General features: G+C 62.8%; 14 protein-coding genes. 9 read left to right on the top strand and 5 right to left on the bottom strand.

Annotated features, from left to right (window positions below; all coding sequences use genetic code 11):
* Positions 1-170 precede the first annotated feature (170 nt).
* The 3 genes from carB (at position 171) to J6497_RS02495 (ending at position 4,939) form a co-directional block, all read left to right on the top strand.
* Positions 171-3,500, top strand: a complete 3,330-nt coding sequence (gene carB, locus J6497_RS02505; protein ID WP_225702627.1) for a carbamoyl-phosphate synthase large subunit — start codon at positions 171-173, stop codon at positions 3,498-3,500.
* Between the two features lie 214 nt (positions 3,501-3,714).
* Positions 3,715-4,191, top strand: a complete 477-nt coding sequence (gene greA, locus J6497_RS02500) for a transcription elongation factor GreA (protein WP_225702626.1) — start codon at positions 3,715-3,717, stop codon at positions 4,189-4,191.
* 346 nt (positions 4,192-4,537) lie between these two features.
* Positions 4,538-4,939 carry a DoxX family protein gene (locus tag J6497_RS02495; protein ID WP_225702625.1) on the top strand — a complete coding sequence of 134 codons (402 nt, stop codon included), beginning with the start codon at positions 4,538-4,540 and terminating at the stop codon, positions 4,937-4,939.
* A gap of 509 nt (positions 4,940-5,448) precedes the next feature.
* On the opposite strand, the gene J6497_RS02490 is transcribed toward J6497_RS02495, so the two are convergent.
* On the bottom strand, positions 5,449-5,925 hold the full coding sequence (locus tag J6497_RS02490; protein ID WP_225702624.1) for an Lrp/AsnC family transcriptional regulator: 477 nt from the start codon (positions 5,923-5,925) through the stop codon (positions 5,449-5,451).
* Between the two features lie 270 nt (positions 5,926-6,195).
* On the opposite strand from J6497_RS02490, the gene trxB reads away from it, so the two are divergent.
* The 3 genes from trxB (at position 6,196) to J6497_RS02475 (ending at position 9,465) form a co-directional block, all read left to right on the top strand.
* Positions 6,196-7,161 (top strand): thioredoxin-disulfide reductase, encoded by a 966-nt coding sequence (gene trxB, locus J6497_RS02485; RefSeq protein ID WP_225702623.1) that lies wholly within the window; start codon positions 6,196-6,198, stop codon positions 7,159-7,161.
* A 2-nt stretch (positions 7,162-7,163) separates the two neighbouring features.
* Positions 7,164-8,087, top strand: coding sequence for a LysR family transcriptional regulator (locus J6497_RS02480; RefSeq protein ID WP_027582503.1), 924 nt, complete (start codon positions 7,164-7,166; stop codon positions 8,085-8,087).
* A gap of 460 nt (positions 8,088-8,547) precedes the next feature.
* Positions 8,548-9,465, top strand: coding sequence for a 4-hydroxy-tetrahydrodipicolinate synthase family protein (locus tag J6497_RS02475; RefSeq protein WP_225702622.1), 918 nt, complete (start codon positions 8,548-8,550; stop codon positions 9,463-9,465).
* A gap of 164 nt (positions 9,466-9,629) precedes the next feature.
* Here J6497_RS02475 and J6497_RS02470 read toward each other — a convergent pair whose 3' ends face one another.
* Positions 9,630-12,020, bottom strand: a complete 2,391-nt coding sequence (locus tag J6497_RS02470) for a heavy metal translocating P-type ATPase (protein WP_225702621.1) — start codon at positions 12,018-12,020, stop codon at positions 9,630-9,632.
* 65 nt (positions 12,021-12,085) lie between these two features.
* Here J6497_RS02470 and J6497_RS02465 point away from each other — a divergent pair, with 65 nt between their 5' ends.
* Together J6497_RS02465 and J6497_RS41155 are read left to right on the top strand one after the other, a co-directional pair.
* Positions 12,086-12,361, top strand: a complete 276-nt coding sequence (locus tag J6497_RS02465; RefSeq protein WP_225702620.1) for a metal-sensitive transcriptional regulator — start codon at positions 12,086-12,088, stop codon at positions 12,359-12,361.
* Positions 12,362-12,636: 275 nt separating this feature from the next.
* A complete protein-coding gene (locus tag J6497_RS41155) occupies positions 12,637-12,771 on the top strand; it encodes a hypothetical protein (RefSeq protein ID WP_283844384.1) in 135 nt (44 codons plus the stop codon).
* 215 nt (positions 12,772-12,986) lie between these two features.
* Here the strand turns inward: J6497_RS41155 and J6497_RS02460 are convergent, their stop codons facing one another.
* The 3 genes from J6497_RS02460 to J6497_RS02450 form a co-directional block, all read right to left on the bottom strand.
* Entirely contained in the window at positions 12,987-13,667 is a 681-nt protein-coding gene (locus tag J6497_RS02460; protein WP_225702619.1) for an AAA family ATPase, read from the bottom strand.
* 180 nt (positions 13,668-13,847) lie between these two features.
* Positions 13,848-14,141 (bottom strand): hypothetical protein, encoded by a 294-nt coding sequence (locus tag J6497_RS02455; RefSeq protein ID WP_249793342.1) that lies wholly within the window; start codon positions 14,139-14,141, stop codon positions 13,848-13,850.
* 274 nt (positions 14,142-14,415) lie between these two features.
* The gene (locus tag J6497_RS02450; RefSeq protein WP_376708150.1) at positions 14,416-14,700 is read right to left on the bottom strand and encodes a hypothetical protein; all 285 of its coding nucleotides are present in this window, start codon (positions 14,698-14,700) and stop codon (positions 14,416-14,418) included.
* Between the two features lie 396 nt (positions 14,701-15,096).
* Here J6497_RS02450 and J6497_RS02445 point away from each other — a divergent pair, with 396 nt between their 5' ends.
* Positions 15,097-16,398, top strand: a complete 1,302-nt coding sequence (locus J6497_RS02445; protein ID WP_225702617.1) for a tyrosine-type recombinase/integrase — start codon at positions 15,097-15,099, stop codon at positions 16,396-16,398.
* Positions 16,399-16,696: the final 298 nt, after the last annotated feature.

Below are 16,696 nucleotides of genomic sequence, written 5' to 3'. Positions count from 1 at the left end.
GCCACCACGGCGAAATTGCCGGTTGACGGGGACCTTTTCGGGGTTTCGCAGGCCAAAAATCTGGTCTAAAGACCACCCCGCGCGCGAGGGCCTCCCTCACGCTGTGGCGATAGGGACGCGCGGTAGCGCGCCCTTTTTTTGTGCCGAAATTCCTGTTCCCGCGAGAGCTGATGCCCAAACGAACCGATATCTCCACCATCCTGATCATCGGCGCCGGTCCCATCGTGATCGGCCAGGCCTGCGAATTCGATTATTCCGGCACCCAGGCGGTGAAGACACTGAAGGAAGAGGGCTACCGCATCGTCCTGGTCAACTCCAATCCGGCGACGATCATGACCGATCCGGAGCTTGCGGACGCCACCTATATCGAGCCGATCACCCCCGAAATCGTCGCCAAGATCATCGAGAAGGAGCGCTACGTCGTTCCCGGCGGCTTTGCGCTGCTGCCGACCATGGGCGGCCAGACCGCGCTGAACTGCGCGCTGTCGCTGCGCCGCCAGGGTACGCTGGAGAAGTTCGACGTCGAGATGATCGGGGCCACGGCTGATGCCATCGACAAGGCCGAGGACCGCGGCCGCTTCCGCGAGGCCATGACCAAGATCGGCCTGGAGACGCCGCGCTCGACGCAGACCAAGACCCTGCCCGACGCGCTGCGCGCGCTCGACCATATCGGCCTGCCCGCCATCATCCGCCCGTCCTTCACCATGGGCGGCACCGGCGGCGGCATCGCCTATACCAAGGCGGAGTTCATCGAGATCGTCGAGCGCGGCATCGACGCCTCCCCCACCGACGAAGTCCTGATCGAGGAAAGCGTCCTCGGCTGGAAGGAATTCGAGATGGAGGTGGTGCGCGACAGACATGATAACTGCATCATCATCTGCTCGATCGAAAACCTCGATCCGATGGGCGTGCACACCGGCGACTCCATCACGATTGCGCCGGCCCTGACGCTGACGGACAAGGAATACCAGGTCATGCGCGACGCCTCGCTGGCGGTCTTGCGCGAGATCGGGGTGGAGACCGGCGGCTCCAACGTGCAGTTCGGCATCAACCCTGCCGACGGCCGCATGGTCGTGATCGAAATGAATCCGCGCGTCTCGCGCTCCTCCGCACTTGCATCAAAAGCGACCGGCTTTCCGATTGCGAAAGTCGCGGCCAAGCTCGCGGTCGGCTACACGCTGGACGAGATCGCCAACGACATCACCGGCGGCGCGACGCCGGCCTCGTTCGAGCCGACGATCGACTATGTCGTGACCAAGATCCCGCGTTTCGCCTTCGAGAAGTTTCCAGGCGCCTCCACCACGCTGACCACATCGATGAAATCCGTCGGCGAGGTGATGGCAATCGGCCGCACCTTCCAGGAGAGCCTGCAGAAGGCGCTGCGCGGACTGGAGACGGGGCTGACCGGCCTCGACGAGATCGAGATCGAGGGCCTCGGCCAGCACGACGACAAGAACGCGATCCGCGCCGCACTCGGCACGCCGACGCCGGACCGCTTGCTGCAGGTGGCGCAGGCGATGCGGCTCGGCTGGTCGAACGAGGAGATCTTCAATTCCTGCAAGATCGACCCCTGGTTCCTCAGCGAACTGCGCGGCATCGTCGAGATGGAAGCCAAGGTCCGCGCCCACGGCCTGCCGCCGAATGGCTACGGCATCCGCATGCTGAAGGCGATGGGTTTTTCGGATGCGCGGCTCGCCGTGCTGACCGAGACCACGGAAGCCGAGATCACCGCCAAGCGCCACGCGCTCGGCGTCCGTCCGGTGTTCAAGCGCATCGACACCTGCGCCGCCGAATTCGCCTCGCCCACGGCCTACATGTACTCGACCTATGAGGCGCCGTTCGCAGGTCTCGCCGCCGATGAGAGCGCGCCGTCGGACAAGAAGAAGGTCGTCATCCTCGGTGGCGGGCCGAACCGCATCGGCCAGGGCATCGAGTTCGACTATTGCTGCTGCCATGCCTGCTTCGCGCTCGACGATGCCGGTTACGAGACCATCATGGTCAACTGCAATCCGGAGACGGTGTCGACCGACTACGACACCGCCGACCGGCTCTATTTCGAGCCGCTCACCGCCGAGGACGTGCTCGAGATCATCGCGACCGAACGCAAGAACGGCACGCTGCACGGCGTGATCGTGCAGTTCGGCGGCCAGACCCCGCTGAAGCTCGCGCGTGCGCTCGAGGCCGCCGAGGTCCCGATCCTCGGCACCTCGCCCGATGCGATCGATCTCGCCGAGGACCGCGACCGCTTCAAGCGCGTGCTTGACAAGCTGCGTCTCAAGCAGCCGAAGAACGGCATCGCCTATTCGGTCGAGCAGGCGCGCCTGGTGTCCGCCGATCTCGGCCTGCCCTTGGTGGTACGCCCGTCCTACGTGCTCGGCGGCCGCGCGATGCAGATCATCCGCGACGAGAACCAGCTCGCCGACTACCTGCTCGGGACGCTGCCTGAGCTCGTGCCTGGCGACGTCAAGGCGCGCTACCCGAACGACAAGACCGGGCAGATCAACACCGTGCTAGGCAAGAACCCGCTGCTGTTCGACCGCTATCTCTCCGATGCGACCGAGGTCGATGTCGACTGCCTTTGCGACGGCAAGGAAGTCTTCATCGTCGGCATCATGGAGCATATCGAGGAGGCCGGCATCCACTCCGGCGACTCCGCCTGCTCGCTGCCGCCGCATTCACTCGATGCCAGGATGATCGAAGAGCTCGAGCGGCAGACCCGCGAGCTTGCGCTTGGCCTCGACGTGGTCGGCTTGATGAACGTGCAATATGCGATCAAGAACGGCGAGATCTACGTGCTCGAGGTCAATCCGCGCGCCTCGCGCACGGTGCCGTTCGTTGCCAAGGTGATCGGCACGCCGGTCGCCAAGATCGCGGCGCGCATCATGGCCGGCGAGAAGCTCGCCGACTTCAATCTCAAGAAGAAGAAGCTCGAACATGTCGGCGTGAAGGAATCAGTGTTTCCCTTCGCGCGCTTTCCCGGCGTGGACACCGTGCTCGGGCCGGAGATGCGCTCGACCGGTGAGGTCATGGGCATCGACCGCTCCTTCGAGGTTGCCTTTGCCAAGAGCCAGGTCGGCGGCGGCACGCGCGTACCGCGCAAGGGCACGGTGTTCGTCTCGGTGCGCGAGACCGACAAGAACCGCATCACCGATGCTGTCAGGCTGCTGCATGGGCTCGGCTTCAAGGTGATGGCGACATCGGGTACCCAGCGCTTCCTCACCGACAAGGGCGTGCCGGCCGAGAAGGTGAACAAGGTGCTGGAGGGCCGGCCGCACATTGTCGACGCCATCACCAATGGCGATGTCCAGCTGGTCTTCAATACCACCGAAGGTCCACAGGCACTCGCCGACAGCCGTTCTCTGCGGCGCGCTGCCCTCTTGCATAAAGTGCCATATTACACCACTCTTTCAGGCGCTGTGGCGGCCGCCCAGGGCATCCGCGCCTACCGGGACGGGGACCTTGAGGTCCGGACGCTGCAGAGCTACTTTTCCGAGCACTGACCGTCAGCACGGGCCAAAGGCCCGCTAAACGGTTGGTAATGAAGCCGATACGGCTGGAACTCACCGTCCGTTTAGTGATTCTGGGCCCCTCAGGGGCCTAGAATCACTAAACGGACGGGCTGGCGTTTTGAGCCGTGATGGCCCTAGTCCAGCGCAACCGAAGCAACGCCTCCCCGTGCGCCGCTGCGGTGCGTCCCGATTGAAGGATTAAGAGATGGTGGAAAAGGTTCCGATGACCGCGAACGGCTTTGCGGCTCTCACGGACGAATTGAAGCACCGCCAGTCGGTGGATCGTCCGCGCATCATCGAGCACATCGCCGAGGCGCGATCGCATGGCGATCTCTCGGAAAACGCGGAATATCACGCTGCGAAGGAAGAGCAGTCCCATAACGAAGGCCGCATCGCGGAGCTCGAGGACAAGCTCGCGCGCGCCGACGTCATCGACATCACCAAGCTCTCGGGCGACACTATCAAATTCGGCGCCACCGTTACGCTGATCGATGAGGACACCGAGAAAAAAGCGGTGTGGCAGATCGTTGGCGAGGTCGAGGCCGACGCCAAGAAAGGCCGCATCTCCATCACCTCGCCGCTTGCGCGCGCGCTGATCGGCAAGACCAAGGGCACGACCGTGGAAGTGATGGCGCCCGGCGGCGCCAAGGCCTACGAGATCACCAAGATCGAATGGCGTTAGATTTATTCCGCTTCGACTGTGCAAGAGAGCCGCGTTTTTCGACGCGGCTTTTTTGTTGGCAGCCCAATTCACATCCCGTTAACAGGATTGTGAGCGGAACCACGGTCGCATGTCCTCGTCTGCAGCACCTGCATTTGATTATGCTTCATAACTATTGTGAGGGGACATTCCGGTAGCGGCGCAGGTCTTTCGTTCGTCACAAGGAACTGCGCGCGCAGTTCTGCGTATCGGACTGACCGGGTGTGGGCAGCGGCACTCTGTCGCGAGAGGAATCACCGGCGACGACGTACGAGAGCATTCGCCACGGACAATCCACGGCGATAATTCACCAGAGGGGGTAGAACAGATGGACCAGATTTTCTCGAAGTGGCAGCCGCTCGCGCTCAGCCTGTTTCGCTTCATCACCGGGCTTCTGCTGTTTCAGTACGGCATCGCCAAGATCTTCAAATACCCGGCGATCCCCTATTTCGCGGACATCCCGCCGCTGATCGTGGTGGCCGGCCTGCTCGAGCTCGTGCTCGGCGCGCTCCTGATGATCGGCCTGTTCACGCGGGTGTCCGCGTTCATCCTGTCGGGCGAAATGGCTTTCGCCTACTTCCTCGGGCACATGTTCAAGAACCCATCCGCGCCAGTCTTCTTGCCACTGCTCAACAATGGCACCGCGGCGATCCTGTTCTGCTTCGCCTGCCTCTACCTCGCAACCTCCGGCGGCGGCCCGATCAGCATCGACGCCACAAGGAAGAAGTAGCGTCTTCTCTCACCTCCCCTTGAAAAGGGAGGTCGGATTGCGCGCCCAGCGCAAATCGGGTGGGGATCTGCTCTCTCCACGAACAGCGGTGCCCGTGGCTTGACCCTCATCCCGACCTTCCCCCTTTCAGGGGGAAGGAGAAGAGCCGCATCCACCGTCATCGTCGTCACGCGCAAGAAGTAGTCTCCCCCCACCTCCCCTTGAAAAGGGGAGGTCGGTTTGCGCGCCAGCGCAAACCGGGTGGGGATCTGCTCTCTCCACGAACAGCGGTGCCCGTGGCTTGACCCTCATCCCGACCTTCCCCCTTTCAGGGGGAAGGAGAAGAGCCGCATCCACCGTCATCGTCGTCACGCGCAAGAAGTAGTCTCCCCCCACCTCCCCTTGAAAAGGGGAGGTCGGTTTGCGCGCCAGCGCAAACCGGGTGGGGATCAACTCTCTCCACGTGCACTTGCGCCTGTGGCTTGACCCCCATCCCGACCTTCCCCTTTCACGGGGAAGGAGAGGAAACCTCACCCCGCCTTCACATCGAGCGGCACGGAGGCTTCATATTTCGAATTGTGCAGTACCAGCGATGTCCTGACGTTGCGCACGTGAGGGGCAGCGGTGAGTTGGGTTACGAAATTCTGGAACGTCGCCATGTCAGGGGCGACGCATTTCAGGATGAAATCCACCTCGCCCGACAGCATCCAGCATTCCCGCACCAGCGGCTCCTTGCGCACGAAATCCTCAAACGCGCGCAGATCCGCGTCCGCCTGGCTCGATAGGTGCACCGCGGCAAACACCGTCACGTCGAAGCCGAGCCGCTGCGGGTCGAGCAGCCCGCGATAGCCCACGATATAGCCCGCTTCCTCCAGCGCCCTGACACGGCGCAGGCAGGGCGGCGGCGAAATGCCCACGCGCTTGGCCAATTCCACATTTGTGATTCGGCCATCGGCCTGGATTTCGGCGAGAATTTTGAGATCAATCTCGTCAAGGTTCTTAGACACGCGGGTCCGGTTCCCAAGGGCTTGGAGGATTTGCTGGTTCTGACAGCAACTCTCATAGCCCACTCGGCTCGACATGCGCAATTTTATTGCGCGTGCAGCGCAGGATTGACTCGCGGCTCCGGGGAAAAATCGCCGATATGGATTGCAATTCTTGCATAGCTACCCAGATAGAATAGAGTTGGATTTGACTCTGGCGGCGCCGCCGCGATGCCTTTCCAGGCGCTTTCCGCACAAGTCGTGACAAAATCTCCCCTGAGAAGGGATTCGCCTATGCCTGCTCCCGTCCATGCCAAGGTCGTCATCATCGGGTCCGGTCCCGCCGGCTACACCGCAGCGATCTATGCGGCGCGGGCGATGCTGGAGCCGGTGCTGATCCAGGGCATCCAGCCGGGCGGGCAGCTCACCATCACCACCGATGTCGAGAACTACCCCGGCTTCGCCGACGTGATCCAGGGCCCCTGGCTCATGGAGCAGATGGAGAAACAGGCGTCGCATGTCGGGACCAAGATCGTCACCGATCTCGTCAACAAGCTTGACCTGTCGCAGCGGCCGTTCCGCCTGACCTGCGATAGCGGCGATGTCTATCTCGCCGAGACCGTCGTGCTCGCCACCGGCGCACAGGCGCGCTGGCTCGGGCTGCCGTCGGAGGAGAAGTTCAAGGGTTTCGGCGTCTCGGCCTGCGCAACCTGCGACGGGTTCTTCTATCGCGGCAAGGAGGTCGTGGTGGTCGGCGGCGGCAACACCGCGGTCGAGGAGGCGCTGTTCCTCACCAACTTCGCCTCGCAGGTCACCGTCGTGCATCGCCGCAATCATTTCCGCGCCGAGCGCATCCTGCAGGATCGCCTGTTCAAGCATCCGAAGATCAAGGTGGTCTGGGATAGCGTCGTCGACGAGATCTGCGGTGCCGAGAACCCGACCAAGGTCACCCATGTACGCTTGAAGAACGTCAGGACCGGCGCACTGACCGAAGTGCCGGCCGACGGCGTCTTCATCGCGATCGGTCATGCGCCTGCGACGGATCTCGTCAAAGGCCAGATCAAACTCAAACCCTCCGGCTATGTCGAGGTGGCGCCCAATTCGACTGCGACCTCCGTGCCCGGGCTGTTTGCCGCCGGCGACGTGGCGGACGAAACCTATCGCCAGGCGGTGACGGCCGCCGGTCTCGGCTGCATGGCAGCGCTCGAGGCCGAACGCTTCCTGGCTTTGCGCGCGAGCGATCGCGCGGCGGCGGAATGATCATGGCTAGAACACGCGATGGATTTACGGACATGGACTGGGACAAGCTGAAGGTGTTTCACGCAGCGGCGGAAGCGGGCAGCTTCACGCATGCAGGCGAGCAGCTTGGTCTCTCCCAATCGGCGGTCTCGCGGCAGGTCAGCGCTCTGGAGCAGGAGCTTTCGGTCTCGCTGTTCCACCGCCACGCCCGCGGCCTGATCCTCACCGAGCAGGGCGACCTCTTGTTCCGCACCGCCCATGACGTATTCATGCAATTGCAGGCGGCGCGGGCAAAGCTCACCGACAGCCGCGAGCGGCCGAGCGGCGACCTCAAGATCACGACGCCGCCGGCGCTCGGCATCAACTGGCTGATCCCACGGCTCGACGAATTCACTGCGCTCTATCCGGATATCCGGATCTCGCTGATCGTCACCGACGAGGATCTCGATCTGTCGATGCGCGAGGCCGACGTCGCGATTCGCACCCGCAAGCCGACGCAGCCGGATCTGATCCAGCGCAAGCTGTTCTCGATCGGCTTCCACGCCTATTGCTCCCCGGAATACATCAAGCGCTTCGGCACGCCGCGCACGCTCGACGACCTCGACTCGCATCGCATCATCATGCTCGGCGATTCCCAGGTTCCGACTCATCTGCAGAACCGGGCCTGGCTCATCGACGCCGGCCGCAACGGTTCTGGTCCGCGCGAGCCCTACTTCAAGGTCAACAACATCCTAGGGTTGGTGCGCGCCTGCCAGCAGGGCCTCGGGATCGCCGCGCTGCCGGACTATCTGGTCGAGGAAGACAGCCGCCTCGTGCAGCTGTTCGGCGAGTCCGATTCGATTCAGCTCGACACCTACTTCGTCTATCCGGAAGAGCTGAAGACGGTGGCGCGGGTGCAGGTCTTCCGCGACTTCGTGGTCAGCAAAGCGCAGCGCTGGCCCTCGTAATCGCCTGCCTGCGTAGAGGGCCCGGACTCCGCATGTCTGACATGCGGCTCGGACGGTTGCTGCATGGCGCCGATGGGGATCATAGTGCTGGTGCGCTGAGCGGTCGCGCTACGCTTATGTCCCCCTCCTCCAGTGGTGCGGAAGCTCAGTAATCCCTCTTGGAAGGTGATTGTGTCGGCCTCACGTGGCCAATACCTTAAGCCGGGCTCGGTCGAGCCCGGCTTCTTTTCGCCCTCTGCTCCAAACACGCGTTGACAACCTCCGGCTGTCTCAGCAATATTGCGACATGATCACGAATTCGTGCGCAGCTTTGTCGAAAAAAGCTCCTCATGCGGGGAGCCGAGATCGACGCGCGCGATAGAGTCAAATCGACCGAACCGATCCCGAAGACCCCGCCGTCTGGACGGGGTTTTTTGTTGGTCCCGTCTCCGGCGTTTCACGCGACCCAAGGAGAAGGACCATGACTGATCTATCCGACCCATTGCAGGGCCTGTGGCTGCCCCTGATCACGCCATTTCGCGACGGCAAGCTCGACGAGCCATCGCTGCGCCGTCTGATGCGGCACTACGCGAGCAGCCCGGTCGACGGGTTGATCCTGGGCGCCACGTCGGGCGAAGGCATGTCGCTCGACATCAGCGAGTTCGAACGGCTCGTCATGCTGGTACGGGCGGAGATCAATGCAAGCCGGCGCTACCTGCCGATCTGCCTTGGCCTGTCCGGCGCCAGCACCGCGAAGATCAAGGATGTGCTGGACGAGACCGCCGCCTGGCCGATCGACTTCTATCTGATCGCGAGCCCCTACTACGTCCGGCCGTCGCAGCGCGGTCTCCTGCAGCACTTCACCGCGCTGGCCGATCACGCCTCGTGGCCGTTCCTGATCTACAACATCCCCTACCGGACCGCGGTCAACATCACCAACGAGACGCTGCTTGAACTCGCACAGCATCCGAACATCGTCGGCATGAAGGATTGCTGCGCCGACCGCGCGCAATCGATCGATTTCCTGAAGCGGCGGCCCGCCGGCTTCCGCGTGCTGACCGGCGAGGACGCGCAATATTTCGATGCGCTCGGCGACGGCGCCGATGGCGCGATCCTGTTGTCCGCGCATGTCGAGACGGAAGCGTTCACCTCGGTGCGGTCGCTGCTGAAGCAGGGCAAGCACGACGCCGCAGCGGCGGCATGGCGGAGCATCTGCGAGCTGACGCGCCTGTTGTTTGTCGAGCCAAGCCCGGCGCCGGCCAAGCATTGGCTATGGCGGACCGGATTGATCGACAGCGCGGAAGTGCGGCTGCCAATGGTCGAGGTGAGCGCGGAGCTTGCGGCGCGGCTGGATGCCGAGATCGAACAGCGGGCATCAGCCTCGCTGGCAAGCGCGTAGCCCTCTTCTTCTTGCGCTGACCTTTGTTCTCCTTCCCCTGAAAGGGGGAAGGTCGGGATGGGGGTCAGCCACAGGCACCGCTGTTCGTGGAGAGAGCAGATCCCCACCCGATTTGCGCTGACGCGCAAACCGACCTCCCCTTTTCAAGGGGAGGTTTGGGAGCATCAATCCAGCCTCACCTTTGCGAGGCGGAGCGCGTTGCCGATGACGCTGACGGAGGACAGCGCCATCGCGGCTGCGCCGATCATCGGCGACAGCAGGATGCCGAATATCGGATAGAGCACGCCGGCCGCGATCGGGACGCCGGCGGCGTTGTAGATGAAGGCGAACATCAGGTTCTGGCGGATGTTGCGCATGGTCGCGACGGACAGCCGTCGCGCCCGCACCAGGCCGCGGAGATCGCCGGTAAGCAATGTCACGCCCGCGCTCTCGATCGCGACGTCGGTGCCGCCGCCCATGGCGATGCCGACATCGGCGGCGGCCAGCGCCGGCGCGTCATTGACGCCGTCGCCGACCATCGCGACGACACGGCCCTCGCCGCGCAGCCGCTGCACCACCTCGCTCTTGCGATCCGGCAACACGCCGGCCTCGACTTCATCGATGCCAAGTCGTTTCGCCACCGCGCGCGCGGTCGTCGCATTGTCGCCGGTCAGCATCACCACACGCAGGCCGTCGCTGCGCAGCGCCACCAGCGCCTCCTTCGCCGACGGCTTGATCGGATCGGCAATCGCGATCGCGCCGGCCACGCGCCCGTCGACCGCGACATAGATCGCGGTCGCGCCGTCCTGGCGCGCGGCTTCCGCCGCCGCATCGAGCGCGCTGGTTGCGATCTTCAGCTCGCCCATCAGCATGGCATTGCCGAGCGCGACCTGCCTGCCTTCGATCGTGCCGGTCGCGCCCTTGCCGGACGGCGAGGTGAAGCCGCTGACCTCGGCGAGCGCGAGCTGGCGTTCTCTGGCGGCGTTCAGGATTGCCAAGGCCAGCGGATGCTCGCTGCCCCGCTCGACGCTTGCCGCCAGGCGAAGGAGTTCAGTCTCATCAAATTCCGTTGAAGCGATCACGCCGACGACCTTCGGCTTGCCCTCGGTGAGCGTGCCAGTCTTGTCGAGCACCAGCGTGTCGATGCTCTCCATCCGCTCCAGCGCCTGCGCGTCGCGGATCAGGATGCCCGAATGCGCGCCGCGCCCGACGCCGACCATGATCGACATTGGCGTGGCGAGCCCGAGCGCGCAGGGACAGGCGATGATCAAGACGGTGACCGCCGCGACCAGGCCGAAGGTGAAGCGCGGCTCGGGTCCGAACGCCGCCCAGACCACGAACGCCAGCACCGCGACCGCGATCACTGCGGGCACGAACCAGCCGGCGACGCGATCGGCCAATCGCTGGATCGGGGCGCGCGAACGCTGCGCCTTCGCGACCATGTCGACGATCCGCGCCAGCATGGTGTCGCGGCCGATCTTTTCGGCGTTCATGACAAAGCCGCCGCTCTGGTTGACGGTGCCGCCGATCACGCGGTCGCCCTCGTTCTTCGAGACCGGCATCGATTCGCCGGTGACCATGGATTCGTCGAGCACCGCATGGCCTTCGGTGACGATGCCGTCGACCGGCACCTTCTCGCCCGGGCGCACCCGCAGGCAGTCGCCGACCGCGATCGCGTCGATCGCGACGTCTTCATCACCATGCTCGGTGATGCGCCGCGCTGTCTTCGGTGCCAGCCCGAGCAGCGCGCGGATCGCGCCCGAGGTCTGCGCGCGTGCCCGCAACTCGAGCACCTGCCCGAGCAGCACCAATACCGTGATCACCGCGGCCGCTTCGAAATAGACCGCGACCTGGCCGTGCATGTCGCGGAAGACCGGCGGAAACAGGTTCGGCGCCAGCGTGCCGACCACGCTGTAGACATAGGCGACGCCGACGCCCATCGCGATCAGTGTGAACATGTTGAGGTTGCGCGTCACCAGCGACTGCCAACCGCGCACGAAGAACGGCGCACCGGCCCACAGCACGACCGGCGTCGCCAGCGCGAATGAGATCCAATTCGCCCATCCCATCGGCACCAGTTCGATTCCGAAGGCATGGCCGGCCATCTCGATCACAAATACCGGCAGCGTCAGCACCAGCGCGATCCGGAACCGGCGCGTCATGTCGACGAGTTCCGGATCGGGCTTGTCGTCGAGCGTCACCTGCTCCGGCTCAAGCGCCATGCCGCAGATCGGGCAGGAGCCTGGCCCGACCTGCCTCACCTCCGGATGCATCGGGCAGGTGTAGATCGTGCCGGCCGGCGGCGGCGGCTCGCTCTCGCGGGGGTTCAAGAATTTCTCGGGCTCTACAGCAAACCGCTCGCGGCAGCGCGCGCTGCAGAAGAAGTAATCCTCGCTTCTATAGTTGAAGCGATGCTTTGCTGTCGCCGGATCGACCTTCATCCCGCAGACGGGATCGGTCGCGAGCGCGCCGTTGCCGGCTGCGGTGCCATGCTTGCCGCCACAGCAGCTAGGCGTCGGCGCGCCGTGATGATGCGCGTGCCCCTCATGCGCGTGACCGTGACCTGCCTGTGCCATGGCGAACTCTTTCCGGCCGAAGTCCGGCCCTTGAACATGATACCCTATGGGGGTATATGATCTCTATGCGTGAAGAGATCAAGAGTTCCTGTCTGAAACGGCTGAAACGGATCGAAGGCCAGATCCGCGGCCTCGCCAAGATGGTCGAGGACGATCGCTATTGCATCGACGTGGTGACCCAGATCGGCGCCGCGCGCGCGGCGCTGCGGCGGGTCGAGGAGGAAGTCCTGCGCGACCATGTCGCCCATTGCGTCGAGCACGCGATTTCCTCCGGCGACAAGGCCGACCAGCGCCGCAAGATCGCCGAGTTGATGGACGTGATCGGCCGCGCCGACCGTTGAATCGTCCCCTCTCCCCGTTCTTACGGGGAGAGGGTTAGGGTGAGGGGCTTTCTCCGCGAATACGATCGGCAGAGGAATGCGCGGAAGCTCCCCTCACCCGAAATTCGCTAACGCGAATTTCGACCTCTCCCCGCAAGCGGGGCGAGGTGCACAAGAGCCCGCCGCGCCGTGGTTAATCCGCGGTAGCACCTGCGGTCAAATGCGAGCGAAATTGCGAGCGGGAACTTAAATCGCTTAAGCTATCGATCATCGCGCCAAAGAATATGGGGCGCGTCGTGCACAAAGAATTTGATCCAGTTTCACACCAACAGGGATTTACGACCGAGGACATCCTCTGGGCACTCGGCATCTGGTCGGTGATCCTCACCCTCTCGCCGGTGATCATCCTTTACATGCTGATGGTGGCGTGAACGTTACCACGCACCCCGTCATTCCGGGGCGCCACGAAGCGGCGAGCCCGGAATCCATTTATCCGCAGAACACGCGGCGAAATGAATTCCGGGCTCGCGCCAAGAGGCGCGCCCCGGAATGACGAGGACCAACGGCGCTTTCACCAACAATCCACCCACCAACAAAAACGCGCGGAGGGCCGCGCGTTTTTGTCAGTCTGGAGGGCCTGCTGCGACTACGCCGCCTGCTTGTGCATCGCGCCGCTTGCCGATGCCGAGCCGCGGATCGCCTTGATCGAACGTTCGATCGCGGCCCACAGCCGGCCGATCTCAGCCGCCGCGCGCCCCTCGGCATCATATTCACGGGCGCCTTCGCCATGGCTCAGCGCCATCAGGAGATCGGCGCGATTGGTGATCTGTCCGCTCCACACCGGCGCACGGAATTTCGCCAGCGACTCGCGCGCGATCGTGACGATCGGGCTCTCGACGCTATCGCGCTGGGCCGGCGCGCCGTTGATCACGACCGCATAGGGCTTGCGTGATGAACGGCAGTTCTGGATCGTTTCCTGCACCGCGTTGACGTCGAACACGCCGGGCCGGGCCGGAATGATCACCATGGTGGCGTTCTTGATGGCATCGTCGACGACGGCCGATAGATTCGGCGGCGTGTCGATGAACACCCACTCGATCCCGTCACGCTTGGCTGCGGCAACGATGCCGCTGACGGAATTGACGGCGCTCTTGATCGGCGGTTCGTTGGTGCCGCGCAGTTTGTGCCACAACGTCAGCGAGCCCTGCGGATCTGCGTCGATCAGCAGACAGGGCTTGGTCGATTTGTGCACATGGGCAGCCAGGTGGGCGGCTAGCGTACTTTTTCCCGAGCCTCCCTTACGCGAAGCAAAAACAATCACGTTCATTACGTTGGCCTCCAGATTGACCCCAGGCCACGAAAATGAATCAGCGTGATGATTCGCGAAAGCAGAAATTTGCGGACAATGCGGCATAAGCCGCAAATTGCCGGAAAATGTTGTTGTTTGAGTCACACCTTGCGGCGCACACAACTGACAATAGAAGCCAATGCACGTTTTTTCGGCGAATTACGGCATGTCTTTTGCGCGCTGACGCTCGGTCCACTTGCGCTCAACCCACCCGAGAGTCCGCGCGGTCGGCTTTTGTAACACTGGCACGTCCTGCGCGAACAAAAGGAGTCCAAGCGGCAACATCCAAAACCCGAGCACCGGCAGGAAGCTGAAGACGCCGCCGAACATCAGGAGAATGGCGAGCGGCAAGCGCGCGTAGCGCGACGACGGCTTGCGCAGCCACGCAACAAATCTGGCGGGCCGCGGCGGCAGCTTGCCTTCGAACCAGGCGAAGTGCCGGTCTATTTCCATTCTGTAATGTTCGCTCACCGGATTCTCCTCCCGCGAGAAGATGTTGACGAGCGAAACTGCCGCAAGGCGTCAGTCTGTCGCGCGTAGAGGACTTGAAACAACGCTCATCCGAATTCGCGCCGCAGATCGCGCTGGTTCGCGATGTGACGCTTCAGAGCGTCTTCGAGCGACGCCTGTCCCGCACGTGATGCCGGATGGATACCGGTTCGCGTGAAGAAAACGCGTCAAAACAAGAATCTCGAGCTTCGCTTCTGATTCAATCAGAGCCGAAGCTCTAGTACTCGGGTCTGGCGCGCCGCCTGCGCTCCCGTCGATCCTCCGGATCAGGACCGAAGAACGCGCGGCATGGCGGCGAGAGCTGCGCCTTGTTGCGGACCATGCAGGCGGTGATCATGTCGACGTCGGGAATGAACGCGCTGCAGAGTCGCATTGCATCTGGCGAGCAAGCCTGCTGCTGCTCGGGCGTGTAAGCGGTGCTCGGTCGCGGCCATATCGCGACCATCACCGTCGCGGCCAACAGCAAACCGAATCTGAAATTGGTGGAGCCGGCAATCGTCATTGTTCCTCTCGCCATCACTTTCGGAAATAGTCGGTGAAGGCTGCTTGCTTGGCAAGACACGGTGACGGGAACATCACAGCTGAAGCGCGGCATCGCATCAGCAGCAAGATGGCCAGAACAAGGAGGGATGATGGCTCGATGAGGTGGTACAGATGAGGTGGTACAGTTGGGTGGGCTCGAACCACCGACCTCCTGTTCCACAGGAGGGTCTTCGATCACACCATCGGAATTCATTGAGAACCATCCGGGGTGTCAACGCCAAAATCTATAGTAAAATCAGATAGTTATTTAGACCAAAATCCCTTCAACTGATATCATTTGGGCTCATCGGGATGAGCGATCTTTGCTGTCGATCGCTACCCAAAAGGTACCCAAAACTGATTTCAGGGGCGCGTCGTGAGTGAAGAGACATCGAACGGCAGGAGACCGAAGGAGAGACGCAAACAACGCTTCAGCGACACGTGGATCGCTCGGCACAAGCAGACCCTCCCCCAGGAAGATTGGTTCGATACTGGGTTTCCCGACCTCATTCTCCGGATGTCATACGGAGGCGCACGGACGTTCCGCGTCCGCTACGGGAACAAGGGCGAAAAGAAGCGTACCTACAAGCTTGGCCGATGGGACCCTAAAGAATTCAGCGTTGAGGCGGCGCGGAAAGCCGCGAAACTGTTCAAACCAGCCGAGCCGGAGCCGGGTTCGAACGAGCCCAAGTCGGACGAAGAAGCATGGTGGCACACAGCGACCATGGAACAGGTGATCGAGCGCTACATCAAGGAGGTGGTCTCGACTTTCCGGACCAAAGACGAGGTCACACGCTGCTACCGCCGCTATGTCATCCCCAAACTCGGCAAAAAACGGTTCCTCGATCTCAAGAAGAGCGACGCCGCAGGGTTGCGCCTCTCTATGCGCACCGAACACGGGAACCGGCAAGCCGATATTGTCTTCGGTTTGGTAAGAACACTCTTGTTTTGGGTCGAAGATGAAGGACTGTGCGAAGGTTACGAGTCCTCAATCCGTTATCAATCGAAGCGGCGCGGCAAGAAAAAGCGAACGAGGGACTATCGCGTCCTTGATGATGACGAACTCCGCATGGTCTGGCGGGCCGCTGAGCAGATGGGCGGGCTCTATGGCGGCCTTGTTCGTCTGCTCCTGTTAACCGCCCAGCGCCGGCAGTGCCTTGCAACGGCCCGATGGGATGAGATCATGGGCGGCACTTGGCACATTCGCGAGGAAGAGGGAGCCAAGGGGACAGGCCAAATTCTACGCCTACCACCCCTTGCGCTCAAAATCCTAGAGTCGTTGCCGCGGATCAAAGGCAACCCCTACGTCTTCGGTATCGAGCATAACGGCGAGCATAAGCCATTCAATTCGTTCTCCCAGCGCAAAGCCGAACTCGAGGCGCTTCTACCTCGGCCATTCAAAGACAAATGGACGCTGCACGATCTGCGGCGCACTGCTCGCACTCGGATGGAAGATATCGGCGTGGATATGCAAGTGGGCGAAGTCACCATCGGGCACGCGCTTCCCGGAGTTAAGCGGATTTACATCCGGTCGAAGTTCAAGGAGAAGCGCGCGGACGCCCTGCTCCGGCTCTCCGAGCACATCGCGGAAATCGTGGGCTTGTCTCCGGACCGGGGGACGCCTTCCGGCCCGGCCCCGTCCAACGTGGTTTCCCTGACGCGATCCAGGCGCGCTTAGGACGCAGTCAGAGGGGAGCTACGTTCGTTTGGACGCGCTCCCGAGGGGAGGATGCGGAAAAACAGGAAGGCCCGCTCCTGCTGTCTCCCAGCGGGGGCGTCATTAGGCGTCAACGGGATTGACAGGAACGGACGCGATTGCGATCCTATCCACGGACCGCACGAGCGGTGGCGACCTGCGCTGAGATGCAATGGCGTCGATCACGTGGAGCATCTTCGTCCACGACGGACTTAGGCTGTGATCCAATTCTCTCGCAACCCTGCCCAACGGCGGGATGCGGTAGCTATTGGATCGAGCT

Origin of the sequence: Bradyrhizobium cenepequi (assembly GCF_020329485.1) — a bacterium.
Classification (GTDB): Bacteria; Pseudomonadota; Alphaproteobacteria; order Rhizobiales; family Xanthobacteraceae; genus Bradyrhizobium; species Bradyrhizobium cenepequi.
Note: the sequence above shows the minus strand (reverse complement) of the source record. Positions and strands in the feature narration are given on the sequence as shown.

What these genes read in the sequence shown, in the direction of transcription:
- J6497_RS02480 (WP_027582503.1), top strand. Translation starts at nt 7,164, where the DNA reads ATGGCTAGAACACGCGATGGATTTACGGACATGGACTGGGACAAGCTG.
- J6497_RS02470 (WP_225702621.1), bottom strand. Translation starts at nt 12,020, where the DNA reads ATGGCACAGGCAGGTCACGGTCACGCGCATGAGGGGCACGCGCATCAT.
- J6497_RS02455 (WP_249793342.1), bottom strand. Translation starts at nt 14,141, where the DNA reads ATGGAAATAGACCGGCACTTCGCCTGGTTCGAAGGCAAGCTGCCGCCG.
- carB (WP_225702627.1), top strand. Translation starts at nt 171, where the DNA reads ATGCCCAAACGAACCGATATCTCCACCATCCTGATCATCGGCGCCGGT.
- J6497_RS02465 (WP_225702620.1), top strand. Translation starts at nt 12,086, where the DNA reads ATGCGTGAAGAGATCAAGAGTTCCTGTCTGAAACGGCTGAAACGGATC.
- J6497_RS02475 (WP_225702622.1), top strand. Translation starts at nt 8,548, where the DNA reads ATGACTGATCTATCCGACCCATTGCAGGGCCTGTGGCTGCCCCTGATC.
- J6497_RS02495 (WP_225702625.1), top strand. Translation starts at nt 4,538, where the DNA reads ATGGACCAGATTTTCTCGAAGTGGCAGCCGCTCGCGCTCAGCCTGTTT.
- J6497_RS02460 (WP_225702619.1), bottom strand. Translation starts at nt 13,667, where the DNA reads ATGAACGTGATTGTTTTTGCTTCGCGTAAGGGAGGCTCGGGAAAAAGT.
- trxB (WP_225702623.1), top strand. Translation starts at nt 6,196, where the DNA reads ATGCCTGCTCCCGTCCATGCCAAGGTCGTCATCATCGGGTCCGGTCCC.
- J6497_RS02450 (WP_376708150.1), bottom strand. Translation starts at nt 14,700, where the DNA reads ATGACGATTGCCGGCTCCACCAATTTCAGATTCGGTTTGCTGTTGGCC.
- greA (WP_225702626.1), top strand. Translation starts at nt 3,715, where the DNA reads ATGGTGGAAAAGGTTCCGATGACCGCGAACGGCTTTGCGGCTCTCACG.